General features: G+C 68.0%; 15 protein-coding genes. 5 read left to right on the top strand and 10 right to left on the bottom strand.

Annotation, left to right across the window (positions count from 1 at the left end):
- Positions 1–60 precede the first annotated feature (60 nt).
- From ACQBAU_RS14215 to ACQBAU_RS14205, 3 genes are all read left to right on the top strand, one after another.
- A complete protein-coding gene (locus tag ACQBAU_RS14215) occupies positions 61–807 on the top strand; it encodes a sugar phosphate isomerase/epimerase family protein (protein ID WP_465255992.1) in 747 nt (248 codons plus the stop codon).
- Positions 804–1,901 (top strand): Gfo/Idh/MocA family protein, encoded by a 1,098-nt coding sequence (locus tag ACQBAU_RS14210; RefSeq protein WP_465255991.1) that lies wholly within the window; start codon positions 804–806, stop codon positions 1,899–1,901. The genes ACQBAU_RS14215 and ACQBAU_RS14210 overlap by 4 nt, the downstream gene beginning before the upstream one ends.
- A gap of 482 nt (positions 1,902–2,383) precedes the next feature.
- The gene (locus ACQBAU_RS14205) at positions 2,384–3,532 is read left to right on the top strand and encodes an acyl-CoA dehydrogenase family protein (RefSeq protein WP_434548482.1); all 1,149 of its coding nucleotides are present in this window, start codon (positions 2,384–2,386) and stop codon (positions 3,530–3,532) included.
- A 49-nt stretch (positions 3,533–3,581) separates the two neighbouring features.
- Here the strand turns inward: ACQBAU_RS14205 and ACQBAU_RS14200 are convergent, their stop codons facing one another.
- Genes ACQBAU_RS14200 through ACQBAU_RS14185 form a run of 4 tightly spaced genes read right to left on the bottom strand, consistent with a single transcriptional unit; the run spans position 3,582 to position 9,960 of the window.
- Positions 3,582–5,843 (bottom strand): ABC transporter ATP-binding protein, encoded by a 2,262-nt coding sequence (locus tag ACQBAU_RS14200; RefSeq protein WP_465255990.1) that lies wholly within the window; start codon positions 5,841–5,843, stop codon positions 3,582–3,584.
- 35 nt (positions 5,844–5,878) lie between these two features.
- On the bottom strand, positions 5,879–7,024 hold the full coding sequence (locus ACQBAU_RS14195; RefSeq protein WP_434548399.1) for an ABC transporter permease: 1,146 nt from the start codon (positions 7,022–7,024) through the stop codon (positions 5,879–5,881).
- Positions 7,025–7,033: 9 nt separating this feature from the next.
- Positions 7,034–7,975, bottom strand: coding sequence for an ABC transporter permease (locus tag ACQBAU_RS14190; RefSeq protein WP_434548400.1), 942 nt, complete (start codon positions 7,973–7,975; stop codon positions 7,034–7,036).
- 8 nt (positions 7,976–7,983) lie between these two features.
- Positions 7,984–9,960 (bottom strand): ABC transporter substrate-binding protein, encoded by a 1,977-nt coding sequence (locus tag ACQBAU_RS14185; RefSeq protein WP_465255989.1) that lies wholly within the window; start codon positions 9,958–9,960, stop codon positions 7,984–7,986.
- A gap of 290 nt (positions 9,961–10,250) precedes the next feature.
- Between ACQBAU_RS14185 and ACQBAU_RS14180 the strand changes: the two genes are divergently transcribed.
- Together ACQBAU_RS14180 and ACQBAU_RS14175 are read left to right on the top strand one after the other, a co-directional pair.
- Entirely contained in the window at positions 10,251–11,327 is a 1,077-nt protein-coding gene (locus tag ACQBAU_RS14180; protein ID WP_465255988.1) for a LacI family DNA-binding transcriptional regulator, read from the top strand.
- Positions 11,328–11,427: 100 nt separating this feature from the next.
- Positions 11,428–12,441: a hydroxyacid dehydrogenase gene (locus ACQBAU_RS14175; RefSeq protein WP_465255987.1), complete on the top strand. Its 1,014-nt coding sequence runs from the start codon at positions 11,428–11,430 to the stop codon at positions 12,439–12,441.
- Positions 12,442–12,460: 19 nt separating this feature from the next.
- Here the strand turns inward: ACQBAU_RS14175 and ACQBAU_RS14170 are convergent, their stop codons facing one another.
- From ACQBAU_RS14170 to ACQBAU_RS14145, 6 genes are all read right to left on the bottom strand, one after another.
- The gene (locus tag ACQBAU_RS14170; RefSeq protein WP_465255986.1) at positions 12,461–12,895 is read right to left on the bottom strand and encodes a hypothetical protein; all 435 of its coding nucleotides are present in this window, start codon (positions 12,893–12,895) and stop codon (positions 12,461–12,463) included.
- Positions 12,892–13,314 (bottom strand): hypothetical protein, encoded by a 423-nt coding sequence (locus ACQBAU_RS14165; RefSeq protein ID WP_465255985.1) that lies wholly within the window; start codon positions 13,312–13,314, stop codon positions 12,892–12,894. Before ACQBAU_RS14165 ends, ACQBAU_RS14170 begins: the two co-directional genes overlap by 4 nt.
- Before the next feature lie 5 nt (positions 13,315–13,319).
- Positions 13,320–13,760: a hypothetical protein gene (locus ACQBAU_RS14160; protein ID WP_465255984.1), complete on the bottom strand. Its 441-nt coding sequence runs from the start codon at positions 13,758–13,760 to the stop codon at positions 13,320–13,322.
- Between the two features lie 117 nt (positions 13,761–13,877).
- The gene (locus ACQBAU_RS14155) at positions 13,878–14,555 is read right to left on the bottom strand and encodes a hypothetical protein (protein WP_465255983.1); all 678 of its coding nucleotides are present in this window, start codon (positions 14,553–14,555) and stop codon (positions 13,878–13,880) included.
- A gap of 1 nt (position 14,556) precedes the next feature.
- Complete coding sequence (locus ACQBAU_RS14150; RefSeq protein WP_465255982.1) at positions 14,557–14,889, bottom strand: hypothetical protein; 333 nt, start codon at positions 14,887–14,889, stop codon at positions 14,557–14,559.
- Between the two features lie 83 nt (positions 14,890–14,972).
- Entirely contained in the window at positions 14,973–16,175 is a 1,203-nt protein-coding gene (locus ACQBAU_RS14145) for an LCP family protein (protein WP_465255981.1), read from the bottom strand.
- Between the last annotated feature and the right edge of the window lie 180 nt (positions 16,176–16,355).

The raw sequence follows: 16,355 nt of genomic DNA, 5'->3' as shown, positions 1-16,355 counted from the left end.
TTGCGGAAAGCGTGCAGGGGACCCGCCGTCGGCGGGCGGCGGCGTGATTGGCTGTGCTGCATGACACCACGTCTGGGAATCCAGCTCTACACCGTCCGCAACGAACTCGGCGACGACTTCGACGGCACGCTCGGCAAGATCGCCGGGTACGGGTACCGCCACGTGCAGCCGTACAACGTCGACAAGTTCGTCGACCAGCTCGCCGAGAGCCTGCCCAAGCACGGCCTCGACGCGCCGTCCACCCACGCCAACCCGTTCGGTGGCGAGCACGAGGCGATCATCGCCGCCTGTGAGCGGCTCGGTGTCAAGCGGGTGATCCAGCCGTCCTCTCCGAAGGAGGCGTGGGAGTCGGCCGAGGGCATCGCCGACATCGCCAAGCAACTCAACGAGCTGGGCAAGCGGTACGGCGACGCCGGCCTGGAGTTCGGCTACCACAACCATGCGTACGAACTGGAGTCGCGGATCGACGGCCGGCACGGTCTCGAACTGCTCGCCGACCAGCTCGACGACAACGTGGTGCTGGAACTCGACACGTACTGGGCTGTCGTCGGCGGTGCTGACGTGACCGCCCTGCTCGGCAGGCTCGGCGAGCGGGTTCGCAGCATCCACATCAAGGACGGCGACGGTAGCCATGACAACAAGGCGCAGGTGGCCGTCGGCGCGGGTCAGGTCGACGTGGCTGCGATCATCGAGGCCGCCAAGCACTTCACCGACGGGCAGGTCGAGCTCGACGACACCACCGGCGACATGCTGGGAGCCGTCCGGGAGAGCCACGGCTGGCTGCAGCAGTACGGGGAGTGGGCATGAGCGGCGGATCCCTGCGCGTCGGCATCATCGGTGCCGGTGTCATCAGCAAGCAGTACCTGACGAACCTGAGCAGCTTCCCCGACGTCGACGTCCGCGCCATCGGTGACCTGGTCGTCGACGCGGCCGCGAGCCGGGCCGAGGAGTTCGGCGTCGCGAAGTACGGCGACGTCGACGCGGTGCTGGGGGACCCCGAGATCGAGCTGGTGGTGAACCTGACGATCCCGGCCGCCCACGCGACCGTGGGGGAGGCGGTCGTCGGCGCCGGCAAGCACCTGTGGAACGAGAAGCCGCTGACCCCGGACCGCGAGTCGGCCGCCCGGCTGCTGGCGGCCGCCGAGGCTGCCGGCGTTCGGGTCGGCTCGGCCCCGGACACGATGCTGGGACGTGGTTGGCAGGGTGTGCGACGGGCCGTCGAGCGTGGCGACATCGGGACCCCGTTGACCGCGCAGGTGCTGTTCCAGAGCCCGGGGCCGAACATGTGGCACCCGAACCCGGACTTCCTGTTCCAGTCCGGAGGTGGCCCGCTGCTCGACATCGGTCCGTACTACCTGACCGCCTTGAGCCAGGTGCTCGGCCCGGTGTCGGGTGTGGTGTCGGTCGGGTCGAAGGCGTTCGAGCAGCGGCCGATCGGCCAGGGGCCGCGGGCCGGCGAGTCGTTCGACGTGACGGTGCCCACCCACGTCGGAGCGCTGCTGCGCTATCGCGACGGCGCTGTGGCGCAGACGGTGTTCAGCTTCGACTCGGCCGTGAAGCGGACGGTGATCGAGATCTCCGGCACCGAGGGAACGTTGATCGCCCCCGACCCGAACCAGTTCGCCGGCGAGGTCAAGGTGTTGAAGATGCACGAGACCGAGCCGCAGGTCGTCGACAGCAGCGAGGGGGTGCCCGGCCGCGGCACCGGTGTGCTCGACATGGCCCGGTCGATCCGTGCCGGGGTGCCGCACTACGCCAGCGGCGAGATGGGGCAGCACATCCTCGACGTGATGCTGTCGATCGAGGCCGGCGTGGACGGATCCGTCCAGCAGATCACCACCTCGGCCGAGAAGCCCACCCTGCTGCCCGAGGACTTCGACCCCACGGTCGCCACGCTCTGACCGCCGCGCCCGTCGAGGCGTTGCGTCCGTCGGGCGTGTCGTGGCGTTGTGTCCGTCGGACGTGTCGAGGCATTGCGGCCGCACACGCTCCTCACCGTGACATACGTTCCTCGGCGTGACACAAACTGCCGGGGTTCGGCAACGTATGCCATGGCGAGGAACCGGTGTCATGGCGGGAAAGTGGTGCCACGGTGCAGCGCGTCCGGCGGCCTCCACCGATGGGGCAGTCGGAGAGGTGGCGATCATGGTTTCACCCCGCCAACTGCCCGGTCGGTGAAGCGACGACCTCTCCAACTGCCCGGTCGGTGAGGGGGTGGCTCTCCAACTGCCCGGTCGGTGAGGGGGTGGCTCTCCAACTGCCCGGTCGACGGGCTCAAGGGGCGTCTCGACAGCCTCGGGGCCCTGCGTCGATCTCAAGGGCCGCCTTGTTACCGGCCGGTAACGTGGGGCGCTAGGCTGGGCCCGTGAGCGACTTCAGCGACATGTACCGGCCCACCGATGAGCACCAGGAGTTCCGCGCGGCCGTACGCGAGGTGTGCGACGAGAAGGTCGCCCCGAACGCGGCGGCGGCCGACGAGGCAGCGGAGTTCCCGCAGGCCTCGTACGAGGCGTTGAAGCGTGCCGACTTCCACGCCCCCCACGTCCCCGAGGCGTACGGCGGGGTCGGGGCCGACGCCCTGGCCACGGTGATCGTGATCGAGGAGGTCGCTCGGGCGTGCGCCTCGTCCTCGCTGATCCCGGCGGTCAACAAGCTCGGCACCGTACCGCTGCTGCTGGCCGGTGATGATCAACTCAAGCAGGCGTTCCTGCCGCCCGTCGCCGCGGGGGAGGCGATGTTCTCCTACTGCCTGTCCGAGCCGGAGGCCGGCTCCGACGCCGCCTCGATGACGACCAAGGCCGTCCGCGACGGCGACTCCTGGGTGATCAACGGCGTCAAGCGGTGGATCACCAACGCCGGGATCTCCCAGTACTACACGGTCTTCGCCGTCACCGACCCCGAGAAGCGGAGCCGGGGGATCAGCGCCTTCGTGGTCGACAAGGACGACCCCGGGGTCTCCTTCGGTGCGCCGGAGAAGAAGCTCGGCATCAAGGGGTCACCGACCTGTGAGGTCTACTTCGACAACGTCACGATCCCCGCCGACCGGATGATCGGCGAGGAGGGTACGGGGTTCGGCACCGCGATGCGAACCCTCGACCACACCCGGGTCACCATCGCCGCACAGGCACTCGGGATCGCGCAGGGGGCACTCGACTTCGCGCTCGGATACGTCCAGCAGCGCAAGCAGTTCGGCAAGCCGGTCTCCGACTTCCAGGGTGTGCAGTTCATGCTGGCCGATGCCGGGATGAAGATCGAGGCCGCCCGCCAGCTCACCTACGCCGCCGCCGCCCGGTCCGAGCGCAATGATGCCGACCTCACCTACTTCGGCGCGGCGGCGAAGTGTTTCGCCTCCGATGTCGCGATGGAGGTCACCACCGACGCGGTCCAGCTGCTCGGCGGCTACGGCTACACCCGCGACTACCCGGTGGAGCGGATGATGCGCGACGCCAAGATCACCCAGATCTACGAGGGCACCAACCAGGTGCAGCGGGTCGTGATGGCCCGTCAGCTGCTGGCCGGGCTGCCCGACTGACTGGGGCCACCCATCCGCGGGTTGGACCTGCGAGTCGGCGGTGACCGCGTCAGTCGGCTGAGCTGTGTTGCCCGGTGACGCCGGCCAATGTCAGCTCTTCGGCGAAGTGGCAGGCCGAGCTGCGCCCGGCCGCTCCCTCGCCGTCGGGGAGCACGCGCAGTGTGACCGGTTCGGTGTCGCAGCGCTCCTCCTGTCGGTGGGGGCACCGGGTGTGGAAGTAGCAGCCGCTCGGTGGGTTGGCCGGGTCGGGCAGATCGTCGGCCAGCCGGATCCTGGCCTGCTCGCCACGACGGTGGGGGTCGGGGATCGGTACCGCCGACATCAGCGCCTCGGTGTAGGGGTGGCGCGGTGTGGTGAACAGCTCCTCGGTGCGGGCCTGCTCGACGATCTGCCCCAGGTACATCACCGCAACCCGATCGCTGATGTGCTCGACCACTGACAGGTCGTGGGAGATGAACAAGTAGGTGAGGTCGTACTCGTCCTGCAGGTCGTCAAGCAGGTTGAGGATCTGGGCCCGCACCGACACGTCGAGGGCCGACACCGCCTCGTCGGCGATCACCAACTTGGGCCGGGTGATCAACGCCCGGGCGATGTTGATCCGCTGCCGCTGTCCGCCGGAGAAGGCGTGCGGGTAGCGGTGCATATAGTCGGGCTGCAGCCCCACCCGGGTCAACATGTCGGCGACCTGGTCCTTGATCGAGGAGTCGGCCACCTTCGCCCGTTGGATCCGCTTCAGGGGCGACGCGATCAGGTCGAGCAGCGTCTTGCGCGGGTTGAGGGACGCGAACGGGTCCTGGAAGATCACCCGGATCTGCTCGCGACAGGGCCGCAACGCCTTGCTGGACAGCGATGCCAGGTCGATCTGCGACTCGCCGTCGGGGGAGAACAGCAGCTGGCCTGACGTCGGTTCGATGGCGCGGGCGATGCACCGACCCAGCGTGGTCTTGCCACATCCGGACTCGCCGACGAGTCCGAGCGTCTCACCCGGCCGGATGTCGAGGGTGACGCCGTCGACGGCGTGGACGGTGCTGGTGACCCGGGAGAAGATTCCCTTCTTCACCGGGAAGTCCATGCTCAGGTCCTTGATCGACAGCAGCGGCTTGCCGGTCGACCGACGCGCCGCGATGCCCGCATGATCACGTACGGCGTTGGTCGGGGCCTCGGACGCCGGCCCGGTCCTCGTCGCCGGCCGAGTTGCCGCCCCCGACTCCGCGCCCGCCTCCTCGTCGCCGCTGTTCGCCTCGATCCCGGATTGGTCGCGATCCGGATCCTGCAGGTGGCAGACACTGACGTGGCCCGACGAGATCTGGTGGACCGCCGGCTCGGTGGTGTCGCACAGGCCGTCGATCGCCTTCGTGCAGCGATCATGGAACGGACACCCGGCGGGCCGGTTCGCGGGCGTCGGCACGATCCCCCTGATCGTGGCCAGTCGGCTCTCCCGGTCCTCGCGGCCCATCGTGGGGATGGAGCTCAACAGGGCTTGGGTGTACGGGTGTTGCGGGGAGTCGAAGATGTCGTTGACCGATCCTCGTTCGGCCACCTTGCCGAGGTACATCACGGTGACCTCGTCGGCGATCTCGGCCACCACCCCCAGATCGTGGGTGATGAACAACACCGACATGCCGGTGTCGGCCTGCAGTTCCCCGATCAGGTCGAGGATCCGGGCCTGGGTGGTGACGTCCAAGGCGGTGGTCGGCTCGTCGGCGATCAGCAGTGCCGGGTCGTTGGCGAGCGCGATGGCGATCATCACCCGCTGGCACATGCCGCCGGACAACTGGAACGAGTAGGAGTGGAACCGTTGCTTCGGCTGCGGGATCCCGACGCGGGCCAGTTGCTCGATGGCCCGCTCCTGCGCCTCGGCCGCAGTGAGTGGCTGGTGCAGTCGGATCGCCTGCACCAGTTGGGCTCCCACCGTGTACATCGGTGACAGCGAGGCCATCGGCTCCTGGAAGACCATCCCGATCTGGCCACCGCGGATCCGGCGGATCTCGTCACCCGTGGGCTTCAAGGCGGCCAGGTCGACCGGCTCCGAGCTCGGGGTCTCCCGCCAGTGCACCGAGCCGGCCTCGATCTGGCCGGGCTGGTCCACCAGACCGAGGATCGACCGTGCGGTGATGCTCTTGCCGCAGCCGGACTCGCCGACCAGGCACATGGTCCTGCCGCGGGGGACGTCGATGTCGACGCCGTCGACGGCCTTGACCACGCCCTCGTCGGTGTGGAACCAGGTCTTCAACCCGGCGATGGACAGCACCGTGTCCCGGTCGGCCGCCCCGGCCGGTGACATGTCAGCCGTCGTGGTCGGTGTGGTCACAGTGTTCTCCTGACCGTGGTCATCGCCTGTAGGGGTCATCGCTTGTAGGGGTCGGCGGCGTCACGGAGGCCGTCACCGAGGAAGTTCAGGGCAAGGACGGCGACCACCACAGCCACGCCGGGGAGCAGGAGCCAGGGTGCGGTGGCGATGACTCGGATCTGTTGGGCGTCCTGCAGCAGCACACCCCAAGACACCGAAGGCGCCTGCAGGCCCAGGCCGAGGAAGGACAACGACGTCTCCGCCAAGATCATCCCCGGGATCGCCAGGGTGATGGTGGCGATCAGGTGTGACATCAGCGAAGGCAACATCTCGGAGAAGATGAGGCCGGGTCGGGTCGCCCCGTCCAGTCGGGCCGCGGTGACGAACTGTTCCTCGCGCAGCGAGAGGAACCGGCCTCGAACCTCCCGGGAGAGCCCGGTCCACGCGACGAACGACAGCACCACGGTGATCAGCATGTATCTGGTCAGTGGACTCCACTCGCGGGGGATCGCAGCTGCCAGGCCCAGCCACAACGGCATGGTGGGAATGGACATGAAGAACTCCACGATGCGCTGGATGATCATGTCGGTCCGGCCCCCGACAAAACCCGAGATGCCGCCGATCACGATGCCCAGCACGAAGGCGATGAGCACACCGACCAGGCCGATGGTCATCGAGATCCGGGTGCCGAGCACGAGCCGGGACAGCACGTCACGACCGTTGCGGTCGGCGCCCAGCAGGTGCATCGGTGGGGCGTTCGCATCCACCGGGCCGATCAGGTGGCGATTGGCCGGGATGAAGCCGAGCAGCTGGTACTCCTCACCCTCGACGAAGAAGCCGACCGGGACCGTCCGCGACGTGTCCGCGGTGAACTCCAGAGCGAGGGTGTCGGGGTCCTGCTCCATGATCAACGGGTTGACGTGGAGTCCCCAGTTGCCCTGGGCGTCGACCACGTGCAACCGCTGCGGTGGGGCGTAGGTGTAGTCCGCGTTGTAGTGGCCGGTGCTGTACGGGGCGACGAAGTCGCCGAAGATCACGATCAGGTAGAGGACGGCGGTGATCACCAGTCCGAGCACCGCCAGCTTGTGCTTGCGGAACCGGCGCCAGATCAACTTGCGCTGGGAGAGCTGGGCGGTCCGAGCGTTCACCACCGGGACGTCCAGGTCGGGCGTCGAGTCGGTGAGCAGTGATTCCTGTGCCATGGCCACGTCCTAGTTGAAGCCGAGTCGGACCCGTGGGTCGAGCCACGCCAGAGCCACGTCCGAGATGAAGGTTCCGATGACGGTGAGCACGCCCAGGATCATGATGATCGATCCGGCGAGGTACATGTCCTGCGACAGCAGGGCGTTGAGCAGCAGCGGTCCGGTGGTGTTGATGTTGAGCACGGTCGAGACGATCACCTCACCACCCACCAGGCTCGGCAGCAACCAGCCGATGGTGGAGAAGAACGGGTTGAGCGCCACCCGGACCGGGTACTTGAACAGCAGTTTGCCCTCGGTCAGCCCCTGGGCACGAGCGGCGACGACGTACGGCTTGCGCAGTTCGTCGAGCAGGTTGGCCCGCAGGATGCGGATCAGGCCTGCGGTGCCGGCCGTGCCCAGCACGATGATCGCGATCAGCAGGGTGCCGGGGTTCACCTGTGACACCGACAACCCGAACGTGGTGAACCCGATCCACATCATCACCAGCGCCAGCAGGAAGTTGGGTGTGGCCAATCCCAGGAACCCGATCGTGGTGGCGATGTAGTCGCCCACCGAGTACTGCCGCACCGCGGTGTACACCCCGACCGGAAGCGACACCAGCCACACGAACAGCACCGACGAGGCGGCCAGCGCGATCGTCAGCGGCAGTCGCTCGCCGATCAGGGCGGAGACCGGCAGCCCCCACTCCATCGAGTGGCCGAAGTCGAGGTGCAGCACGATCCCCGAGATCCACTTCAGGTACTGCACGATGAACGGATCGTCCAACCCGTAGCGGATGCGCAGCCCTTCGATCAGCGCCGGGTCGACGTTCTCGCCCTGCGCGTTCAGCTTGGCGATGTAGCTCGTCAGGTAGTCGCCCGGTGGCAGCTGGATGATCACGAAGGAGACGAACGAGATCGCCACCAGCGTGGGAATGACGTACAGCAGCCGCCGGGCCAGAAACTTCAGCACCGGGTCGATCAGCCTTCGATGAAGTACTGCTCGGGGTTGGTCGGACCGGGACCGGACCAGTAGTACGAGTCGATCATGACCTTCGGCACGTTGTGGAAGTTGTTCTTCACGATGCCGTAGCCGTCGCCGGGCAGGTGGATCCCGATCGCGTAGAACTCCTCCTTGGCGATGGCGAGGATCTCGGTCATCAGCTCGTCCTGCTTGGTCTGGTCGCCGCTGGCCAGCAACTCCCGGTACAGCTCGATCTGCTTCTTGGGAGCTGCGGGCGGCTCCTCGCCCTCGGCACCGTTGCTGACGTACCACTGGGCCCAGGTCGTCCCGAAGAGCGAGTTCTGCACGTTGAACGGGAAGTACCACCGGGAGTCCAGGAACAGGTCGTTGCCACCTCCGTCGCCCTGCCAGACCGCGATCTCGTGCTCGTTGGCGTTGACCCGCTCGTTGAACAGGGTGCGGTCCACCGCATCGACCCGCAGGTCGATCCCGGCCTCGGCCAGCTGCCCCCGAAGGAGCTCGGCGACGTCGACCCACTCGGGCTTGAAGTTCGACACCAGCAGCGAGACCGACAGCTTCGAGCCGTCCTTCCAGAGCCGGGCTCCGCTGGCATCGGCCTCGTAGCCGGCCTTGTCGAACTGCTGCTTGGCCAGTTCGAGGTCGAACTCGGTGTACTGCTTGGCGAACTCCTCGTCGAAGAAGCGGGTCTCGCGACGTGGTGCCGCCTGCCACGGCTCACCCTGCCGCTGGAAGACCACGTCGATGATCTCCTGCCGGTTGATGGCGTGGGAGAACCCGATCCGGAAGTCCTTGTTGCCGAACGCCTCGGCAGCAACCGAATTGGTCGCGGTCTGGTTGAGGCCCAGCACCGTGGTGTTCATGAACGTGGACGGCATGTCGAAGAAGCCGTAGCCCCCGGACTCCCGGCTCTCGGCCAGCACCGGCTTGTTGCGCGGGATGTTGAACGTCCGGTTCTGCATGTCGATCTCGCCGTTGGCGGCGGCGGTGACCATCACCTCGGGCTCATCGATGATCGAGAACTCGACCTTGTCGATGTAGGGCAACTGGCGGCCGTCCGGGTCGGTCTTGAAGAAGAAAGGGTTGCGCGAGAAGCCGACCTTGGTCCCGGCGGCACCCGGCGCCTCGGTCAGCACCCACGGCGTCAGCACCGGCAGGTCGACGGCGTTCAACCGTGGGGTGTCCCCGAAGCCGCCCTTGGCGGTGAGCAGCTCGACCCAGTCCTGCAGGCCTGCCTCCTTCACCAGACTGTCGACGTCGTTGTTGAAGTCGGCGTGGAACTGCGAGATGTAGTGCTTGGGGATCGCGGTGATGTTTCGCCCGGGGCCGGCCATGTTCTGCAGGTACAGGCCGTTCGCCGGCTCCAGCTTCAGCACGACGGCGAAGTCGCCGTCGGCGGTGGCGGTGATCTTGGTCTCCGCCGCGGGGTTCACCTTCGGGTGGTACATCACGTCGTTGACCGCGAACTCGATGTCGGCGGAGGTGAACGGCTCACCGTCGGACCACTTGACGCCCTCGCGGAGCTGGAAGCGCAGCTCGCTGGCGTCCTCGCTCATCTCCCACGACTCGGCCAGGTCGGGGAGGATCTCGGTGTAGTCGGGGTCCCAACGCACCAGGTAGGTGTGGCCGGTGACCCGTTGCAGCATCCACCCGCCGTCGTTGGACACGCTGGCCGCGCGCCAGGTGCCGCCGTAAACGCCGGGTCCATCGACGTAGTTCACGACCAGCGGGTTCTTCGGCAGCCGATCGGCCAGCGGCGGCAGTTCCCCGGACTCCACCTTGGCCGTCAGATCGGGCGCCTCCTTGAGATCGGTGCCGCCACTGGTGCCCGGGCCCTCACCGCCACCGGTCTCGGGCGAACAGCTGGCGAGTAGCAGCCCCGCCGCCGAGACGCCTGCGGCGCCGAGGAACCCGCGTCGCGTCAGACCCTGCGGCCCCGTCAGGTGGCCCAGTGGACCGTTGGTCGAGTTCGACATCACCACATCCCCTTTCGCCCGCCGGAGTGGTGGGCAACATTGCCGTCGTGTCGGCCCTCTGGAGAGCGCCGTACGAGAGTCTTGCCCGCGAGTGCCCGATATGTCAACGGATGTATCATCACGTTTCTACAACCCATGGGATGGCGCTTGCCGAGGGAGTCGTGGTGGGAGACTCGCTCACGACACCAGCCACCGGCGGCGACCGTACGGGGCCGGCTCAACCATGCACACCGCGACCGTGCACACCGCGACCATGCACAACTTCGACCATGCACAAGCGAGGGGCGCACATGCTGAAGGAAGAACGCCACCAGCGGATCGTCCGTGCGCTGCAGCAGGGCGGTTCGGTGAAGGTGTCCGACCTGGCCTCCCTGTTGCAGAGTTCCCGGGCCACGATCTGGCGCGACATCGACGAGCTCGCACGTCGGGGCACGGTCAGCAAGGTCCACGGCGGCGCGACGCTGGTCGAACGGGCGCGAGACCTGGCCGGCGTCGAGCGCAGCCTGGAGTTCATGACACCGCAACCGGGTCTGGTGCTCGGGCTGCAGGCCCCGGAGTCGCTGTACTACTACGGGCCGATCATCGCCGGGGCACGGCGGGCCTGCGAACTCGCCGGTGCCCGGCTGGTGCTGAGCATTTCCGGCTATCAGTCCGCCGACGTGCGGGAGGCGGTCGACACGCTGCTCGACACCGAGGTTGACGGCATGCTGCTGACTCCCACCGTCGGCCACGACGGGCCTGATGACACGTGGTCCTGGGTGGGGCGGCTGCGACGCCCGATCGTGCTGGTGGAGCGGGAGTACCGCGGCCTGGAGCTGCCCGGGGTCCGCTCGGTCTCCACCGCCCACGAGGCCGGCGTCCACGCGGCCCTGTGGCACCTCCAGCAGCTGGGCCATCGCCGGATCGGTCTGGTGTCGGTGCACGACCGGACCGACCCGATGAGGCGGGTCGTCGAGGGCTGGCGGATGGCAGTCCGGGACCTCGGCCTCAACACCGATTCCGACACCGACCTGGCCTGGATCGACCGCGAGCCGGGCGAGGCGGCTGCGGAGCTGCTGGCCGCCGGGGTGACCGGGCTGTTGTGCATGAACGATGCGATGGCGGCCCGTGTCCTGCGGGCGCTGCGAGCGCTCGGGGTCAGGGTCCCCGGCGACGTGTCGTTGATCAGCTACGACGACGAGATGGCCGAGCACCTGAAGCCGCCGCTGACTGCGGTGTCACCGTCGCGGGAGGCCGTCGGTTTCGTCGCGGCCCAGCAACTGCTGACCCTGCTGTCCACCGACGACCCCGGACCCGGCCGTCGGATCCGCATCGATCCCCGGCTGGTGGTCCGCGAGTCCACCGGACCGGCGCCGGCACCCCGCTGACGGTCACCGTCACTCCCATCGGGTCACTGCGCTCGAAAGGTTGCAGGGTGATTCACGCCTGTGTCAGCATGGCCGCACCCACCTGTTGGAGGATGCCTCGATGACGACCCTGCCCCGTGCCGTGATGTGCCTGCCACCGCACACCCGCGCTCGGTTGTTCACCGCCGGGTCGTCGGCTGAACTGGCGCGGATCACGGCGGCACCCGGGCCGGCCGTGATCTCGGCCTTCGACTCCGACGAGGGGCGCGGTGCCCTCCATGACGCCGAGATCGTCGTCACCGGCTGGGGGAGTGACCTGCTGACCGAGCAGGTGCTCGCACAGGCGCCACACCTGCGCGCGGTGTTCCACGCGGCCGGTTCGGTCCGTGCCGTGGTGACCCCGGCGGTCTGGGACCGCGAGCTGGTCGTGTGCTCGGCTGCCGATGCCAATGCCATCCCGGTCGCGGAGTTCACCCTGGCCTCGATCCTGTACGCCGGCAAGCAGGTCCGGTCGATGGCAGGGATGTACCGCGAGTCCGGGGGTGACAAGGGCGAGGTGCACCGGCAACACCCGACCAGTTCGAACCTCGACAAGACCGTCGGCCTGATTGGTCTGTCCCGGGTCGGGCGACGCGTCGCCGACCTGATGCGGATGTTCGACCACACCGTGCTGGTGCACGATCCGTACGCCACCGCGCAGGATGCGCGGCGTCATCAGGTCGAGCTCGTCGGGCTCTCGGAGTTGATGCGCCGTTCCGACATCGTCTCGGTGCACGCGCCCGCACTGCCGAGCACCCGGGGACTGGTCGGGGCGGCCGAGCTGGCCCTGATGCGCGACGGTGCGACCTTGATCAACACGGCACGGCCGAGTCTGCTCGACACGGCGGCCCTCACCGCAGAACTGCTGTCCGGCAGGATCTGGGCTGTGCTCGACGTCACCGACCCGGAGCCGCTACCGGCCGACTCGGTCCTGTTCACGCTGCCGAACGTGCAGGTCACCCCGCACGTGGCGGGCGCCCTCGGGTCGGAGGTCCACCGGCTCGGTGCACTGATGATCGACGAGATCTGTCGGTACGGCCGAGGCGCGCCCCTGCACCATCAGGTCGTGCAGGCAGACCTGGAGCGCGTAGCCTGACCGAGCCCCTCGGAACCGATCAGCGCAGTTCGTCCGGACCGTTCTTCCGGGCCAGCGGCGCAGGCTGGTGCTCGCGCAGCCAGGCGGCCTGCTCGGCGTTGATCATGACGAGCTTGGGCCGTGGGTCGGTGCCGGCCCAGACCCGTAGCTCCTGTTCCTCACCGAGCTGCACGATTGCCATCGCGGTGATCTCGTCCCATCGCAACTGCCAACCCAGCAACGGAACCGAGCGAGTGACGCCGGACTCGTTGATCGAGACGCCCACGTTCATCGTGAGCGCCGACACCACGGCCAGCGCACCCAGCACCACCGCGGCCGGGACCGCCAGCAGCGGTGACATCGGCGACGACACGCCCGCGACCGACAGCGCGATCGAGAGGAGGCACAGGACGGCGGCACCGCCCGCGAGGAAGGCCGTGAACCTGGCCCGACGGTCGGTGTGGTCGAACCTCACGGGTTACCTGCCGGGCGGTCGGGCAGGCGCAGGTCCTGAACAACGACCCGGTCGTCGGCCATCGTGAGCAGCTGGTCCACGACCGCGTTCCGGGGGCGACAGATCCGCCACAGCCCGCTGGCCGTACGGCACCGCACCATCGCCGGTCTCACCTGCAAGGTCTCGATGTCGCCCCACGCCAGCTGCCATGAATTTCCGAGCTGGTGGGTACGGATGCCTTCGGCATCCGCTTCGACCACCTGCCGCGCGGCGACCACCTGGGCGACGGCGATCGCGAACATCAGGACGGCGGCAGCGATCCAGATCGTCGCGTCGGCCTCCCGGATCGCGAAGTTGATCATCAGCAGGCCGATGAAGGCGACACCCGCTGCGGCGACCAGCCGGACCGGCAGGATGCGAATGTCACGCAGGGGGGCCACGGTGGTCAGGACCGTGGCGGGCGCTGCTGCTGCCGGATGGCCTGCAGCCGCCGACCCATCTCGTCGAAGTGGGCGCGGGCGGCCTGGCTCTTGGCCTCCATCTCCCCCTGGATCTCGGACATCGTCTTCTGGAAGGTGGCCATGTCGCCGCCCATGGCGTCCTTGGCCATCTGCTGGGCCGGATTGCTCTCCTGGGCCTGCCGAATTGCATCGGTGAACACCTGGACCAGGCTGTCCTCGAGCTTCTGCCGGTCCCGTGTCGCCGTGGCGCGCAGGGTCACCCGCGTGACGACCAGTTCGGCGGTGAGCTCGACCTCGACCTCCTTGTCCTCACTGGTGAGGACCGTGTTCGGGGCGGCTGCCACGGCGGCCTGGATCTCGGCGAGCTTGCGAGCCGCCTCCGACTCACTGGCCGCTCGGGCCTCTTCTCCGGCAGAACTCGTCATGTCGTCATTCTTTCACAGTGGCTCGGTGTGGGCGTGCGTTGTCGAGGGCGCCTCGACAGGCTTGACGGGCTTGCTGACGAGCTCGACGGGTGTGCTGACGGGCTCGACGGGGCGCGATCAGGACGGCAGGGCGGGAATCTCGGGATCCCAGTCCGGCAGGGCCGGCTTGCCGCTGAGGCAGCCGTCCTGGCGGGCGTTGTAGGTGGCCTCGTGCAATGCCTCGACGAGCATGTTCAACAACCACAGCACGGCGCTGGCCACCGCCCCCAGGGCTGCGATGGTGCCGATGGTTCCCAGCACCCCGGCGCCGATGGCGGCGCCGGCCGCGGCGAAGCCGGCCGCGAGGCTGCCACCGGCGGTGATCACCGAGAGTGCCACGGCGGCCGCCGCAATGGCAACGATGGCCGTGCACACCGCGACGACGATCGCGATGATGATCCGCAACAGGTCGATCAGGTAGTCCAGCACCTGCAGCACGATCTCGATCAGGGCCAGGTAGCAGTCGAGAAGAGTCTCCTCGAAGGTGAGGTTGCACTCCTTGTCCTTGTCCATCCCCTTCCGCGCCTCGCCCACCCAGTCGGCCTGGCTCACCTCGGAGCCGCGGTACTGCTGCAGGGACGCCTCGGCGATCGAGCTGCCCTGCTGTGCCGCCTGCAACTGCCGTTCACTGGGTGCCTGGTCGTAGTCAGCCTGCATCACCGCGTCGTACAGCGGGTTGCTGAGACCGAACACCGACAACGCCTTGTCGATGGCTTCGAGGATGCCGATGATGCCGGATTCCTGTACCGCACCCATGTCAGACGCCTCCGGCCAGGTCGGTCTGGACCGCTTGGGTCTGTGTCTCGTTGGACTGCTCGGTCCGCTCGTACAGTAGGGCGGCCATCTCGACCTTGGCCCCGTGGCCCTCGATGCTGCGCAGCACGTCGTCCATCGCCCGGCTCAGCTCGGCCAACGAGCTGTCGATCTTGGCCGAGACCTCACTGAGGACCTCGGGCAGTTCACTGCGCGAATCCGTGGCCTGCGCCATGCTGGCAGCGCCTTGCCGGGTGGCGGACAGGTGCCCCTCCACCGGACCCTTGACGTACTGCTGTAGTGCGCTCGTGTTGACCTGGAAGCTACCGCTCGACATTGCTCTCCTCAAACATCGGTACCAGCAGCGATGTTATCCACGGGACGGGCCAGTTGCCCGGCTGGCGACGGCGACGGGCCGGATCACGGCTTGGCGTACTGTTCCAGGCCCTCGGTACTGCCGCGGGCGATGGTGCCGAACATGTCGGCGCACTTCTCCTCGTCCCAGGCCAAGGCGTCCCCGGCGTTGGTGCTGACGTTGCCCGCGATCGGCACGGTCAGGGTGAGTGCGTCCGGGCCGGTCAACTTCGGCACCGCCAGCCCCATCGGGACGAGGTCGAGCATGGTGGTCGTCTCACCGAGTCGGACGGAATCGGCGACGGCGTGGTTGAGGTTCCAGTAGCGCACCGGGTTGATCACGTTCATCGGGGAAGCAACCTTGTCGGCCACCGCGGCGACCATCTCACGCTGCCGCTTGACTCGACCAAGATCACCTTCTGGGTCGGCGTACCGCATCCGGACGTAGGCCAGCGCGGTCACGCCGTCCATCGTCTGGCAGCCCTTCTTCACGTCCAGGTGGGACTTCTCGTCCTTGATGTCGCGCGGGACGCACATCTCGATCCCGTTGACGGCGTCGATCACGTTGACGAAGCCGCCGAAGCCGATCTCCATGTAGTGGTCGATCCGCAGGCCGGTGGCCTGTTCGACGGTCTGGGTGAGTAGCTCGGGCCCGCCGAAGGCGTACGCGGCGTTGATCTTGTTCTGACCGTGACCGGGAATGGCGACGTAGGAGTCGCGGGGGATCGAGATCAGGGCTGGCTTGCCGCCGGGCGGGACGAACAGGACCATGATCGTATCGGTCCGTTGTCCCTCGGCGTCACCGGTGCCGAGCTTCTTGCGCTCCTCCTCGCTCAGGCCCTCGCGCGAATCCGAACCGACCAACAGGTACGTCCGGCCGGGTTGCTCACCGGGGCGCTCGCCCGGCGGTTGATCGTCGGCGTGTTCGACCGAGCTCCACGCGATCAGCGGGACGATCAGCAGGTACGCGATGAGGGCGGCGAGCACCAACACGAACCCGCCGAAGAACCGGCGCACCCCGCTGCCACGGCGTCGGGGACGCTTCGGCGGGGGCTGAGGTGGTGGTGCCGGCGCCGGCTTCACCCGGCGCTGCTCCTGCTGCGCGGCGTGGGCCTGTTGGGCCCGGGTGCCACGTTGGCCAGACTCCTCCGACTGACGCCGCAACTCGGCCAGCTCCTCGGGGGAGAACACCCGGGTTCCCTCGGGCTGCGCCGGTTGTGACCGCTCCTTGCGGTACAACCAGTCGAGATCGTCGTCACGGCCTGCCATGTGGCCCAATGTAGCGAGCAGGGCCCAGCGGCGTCGTGGCCGAACCCCGTCCCGTCCTCGGTCCTCGGCATCCATCGGTCCGGGGGCGATCGGCGACCGTGTCAGCACCCGGCGGCGTGGCGGGATGCGGTGACGCCCCGGCGCTGCCCATACTGGCGTACGTCCGGTGGCCACGGCCTG

It is taken from the genome of Carbonicoccus niuqiaonis (genome assembly GCF_050157065.1).
GTDB lineage: Bacteria > Actinomycetota > Actinomycetes > Propionibacteriales > Propionibacteriaceae > Avipropionibacterium.
This window is presented reverse-complemented; position numbering and strand designations above follow the sequence as displayed.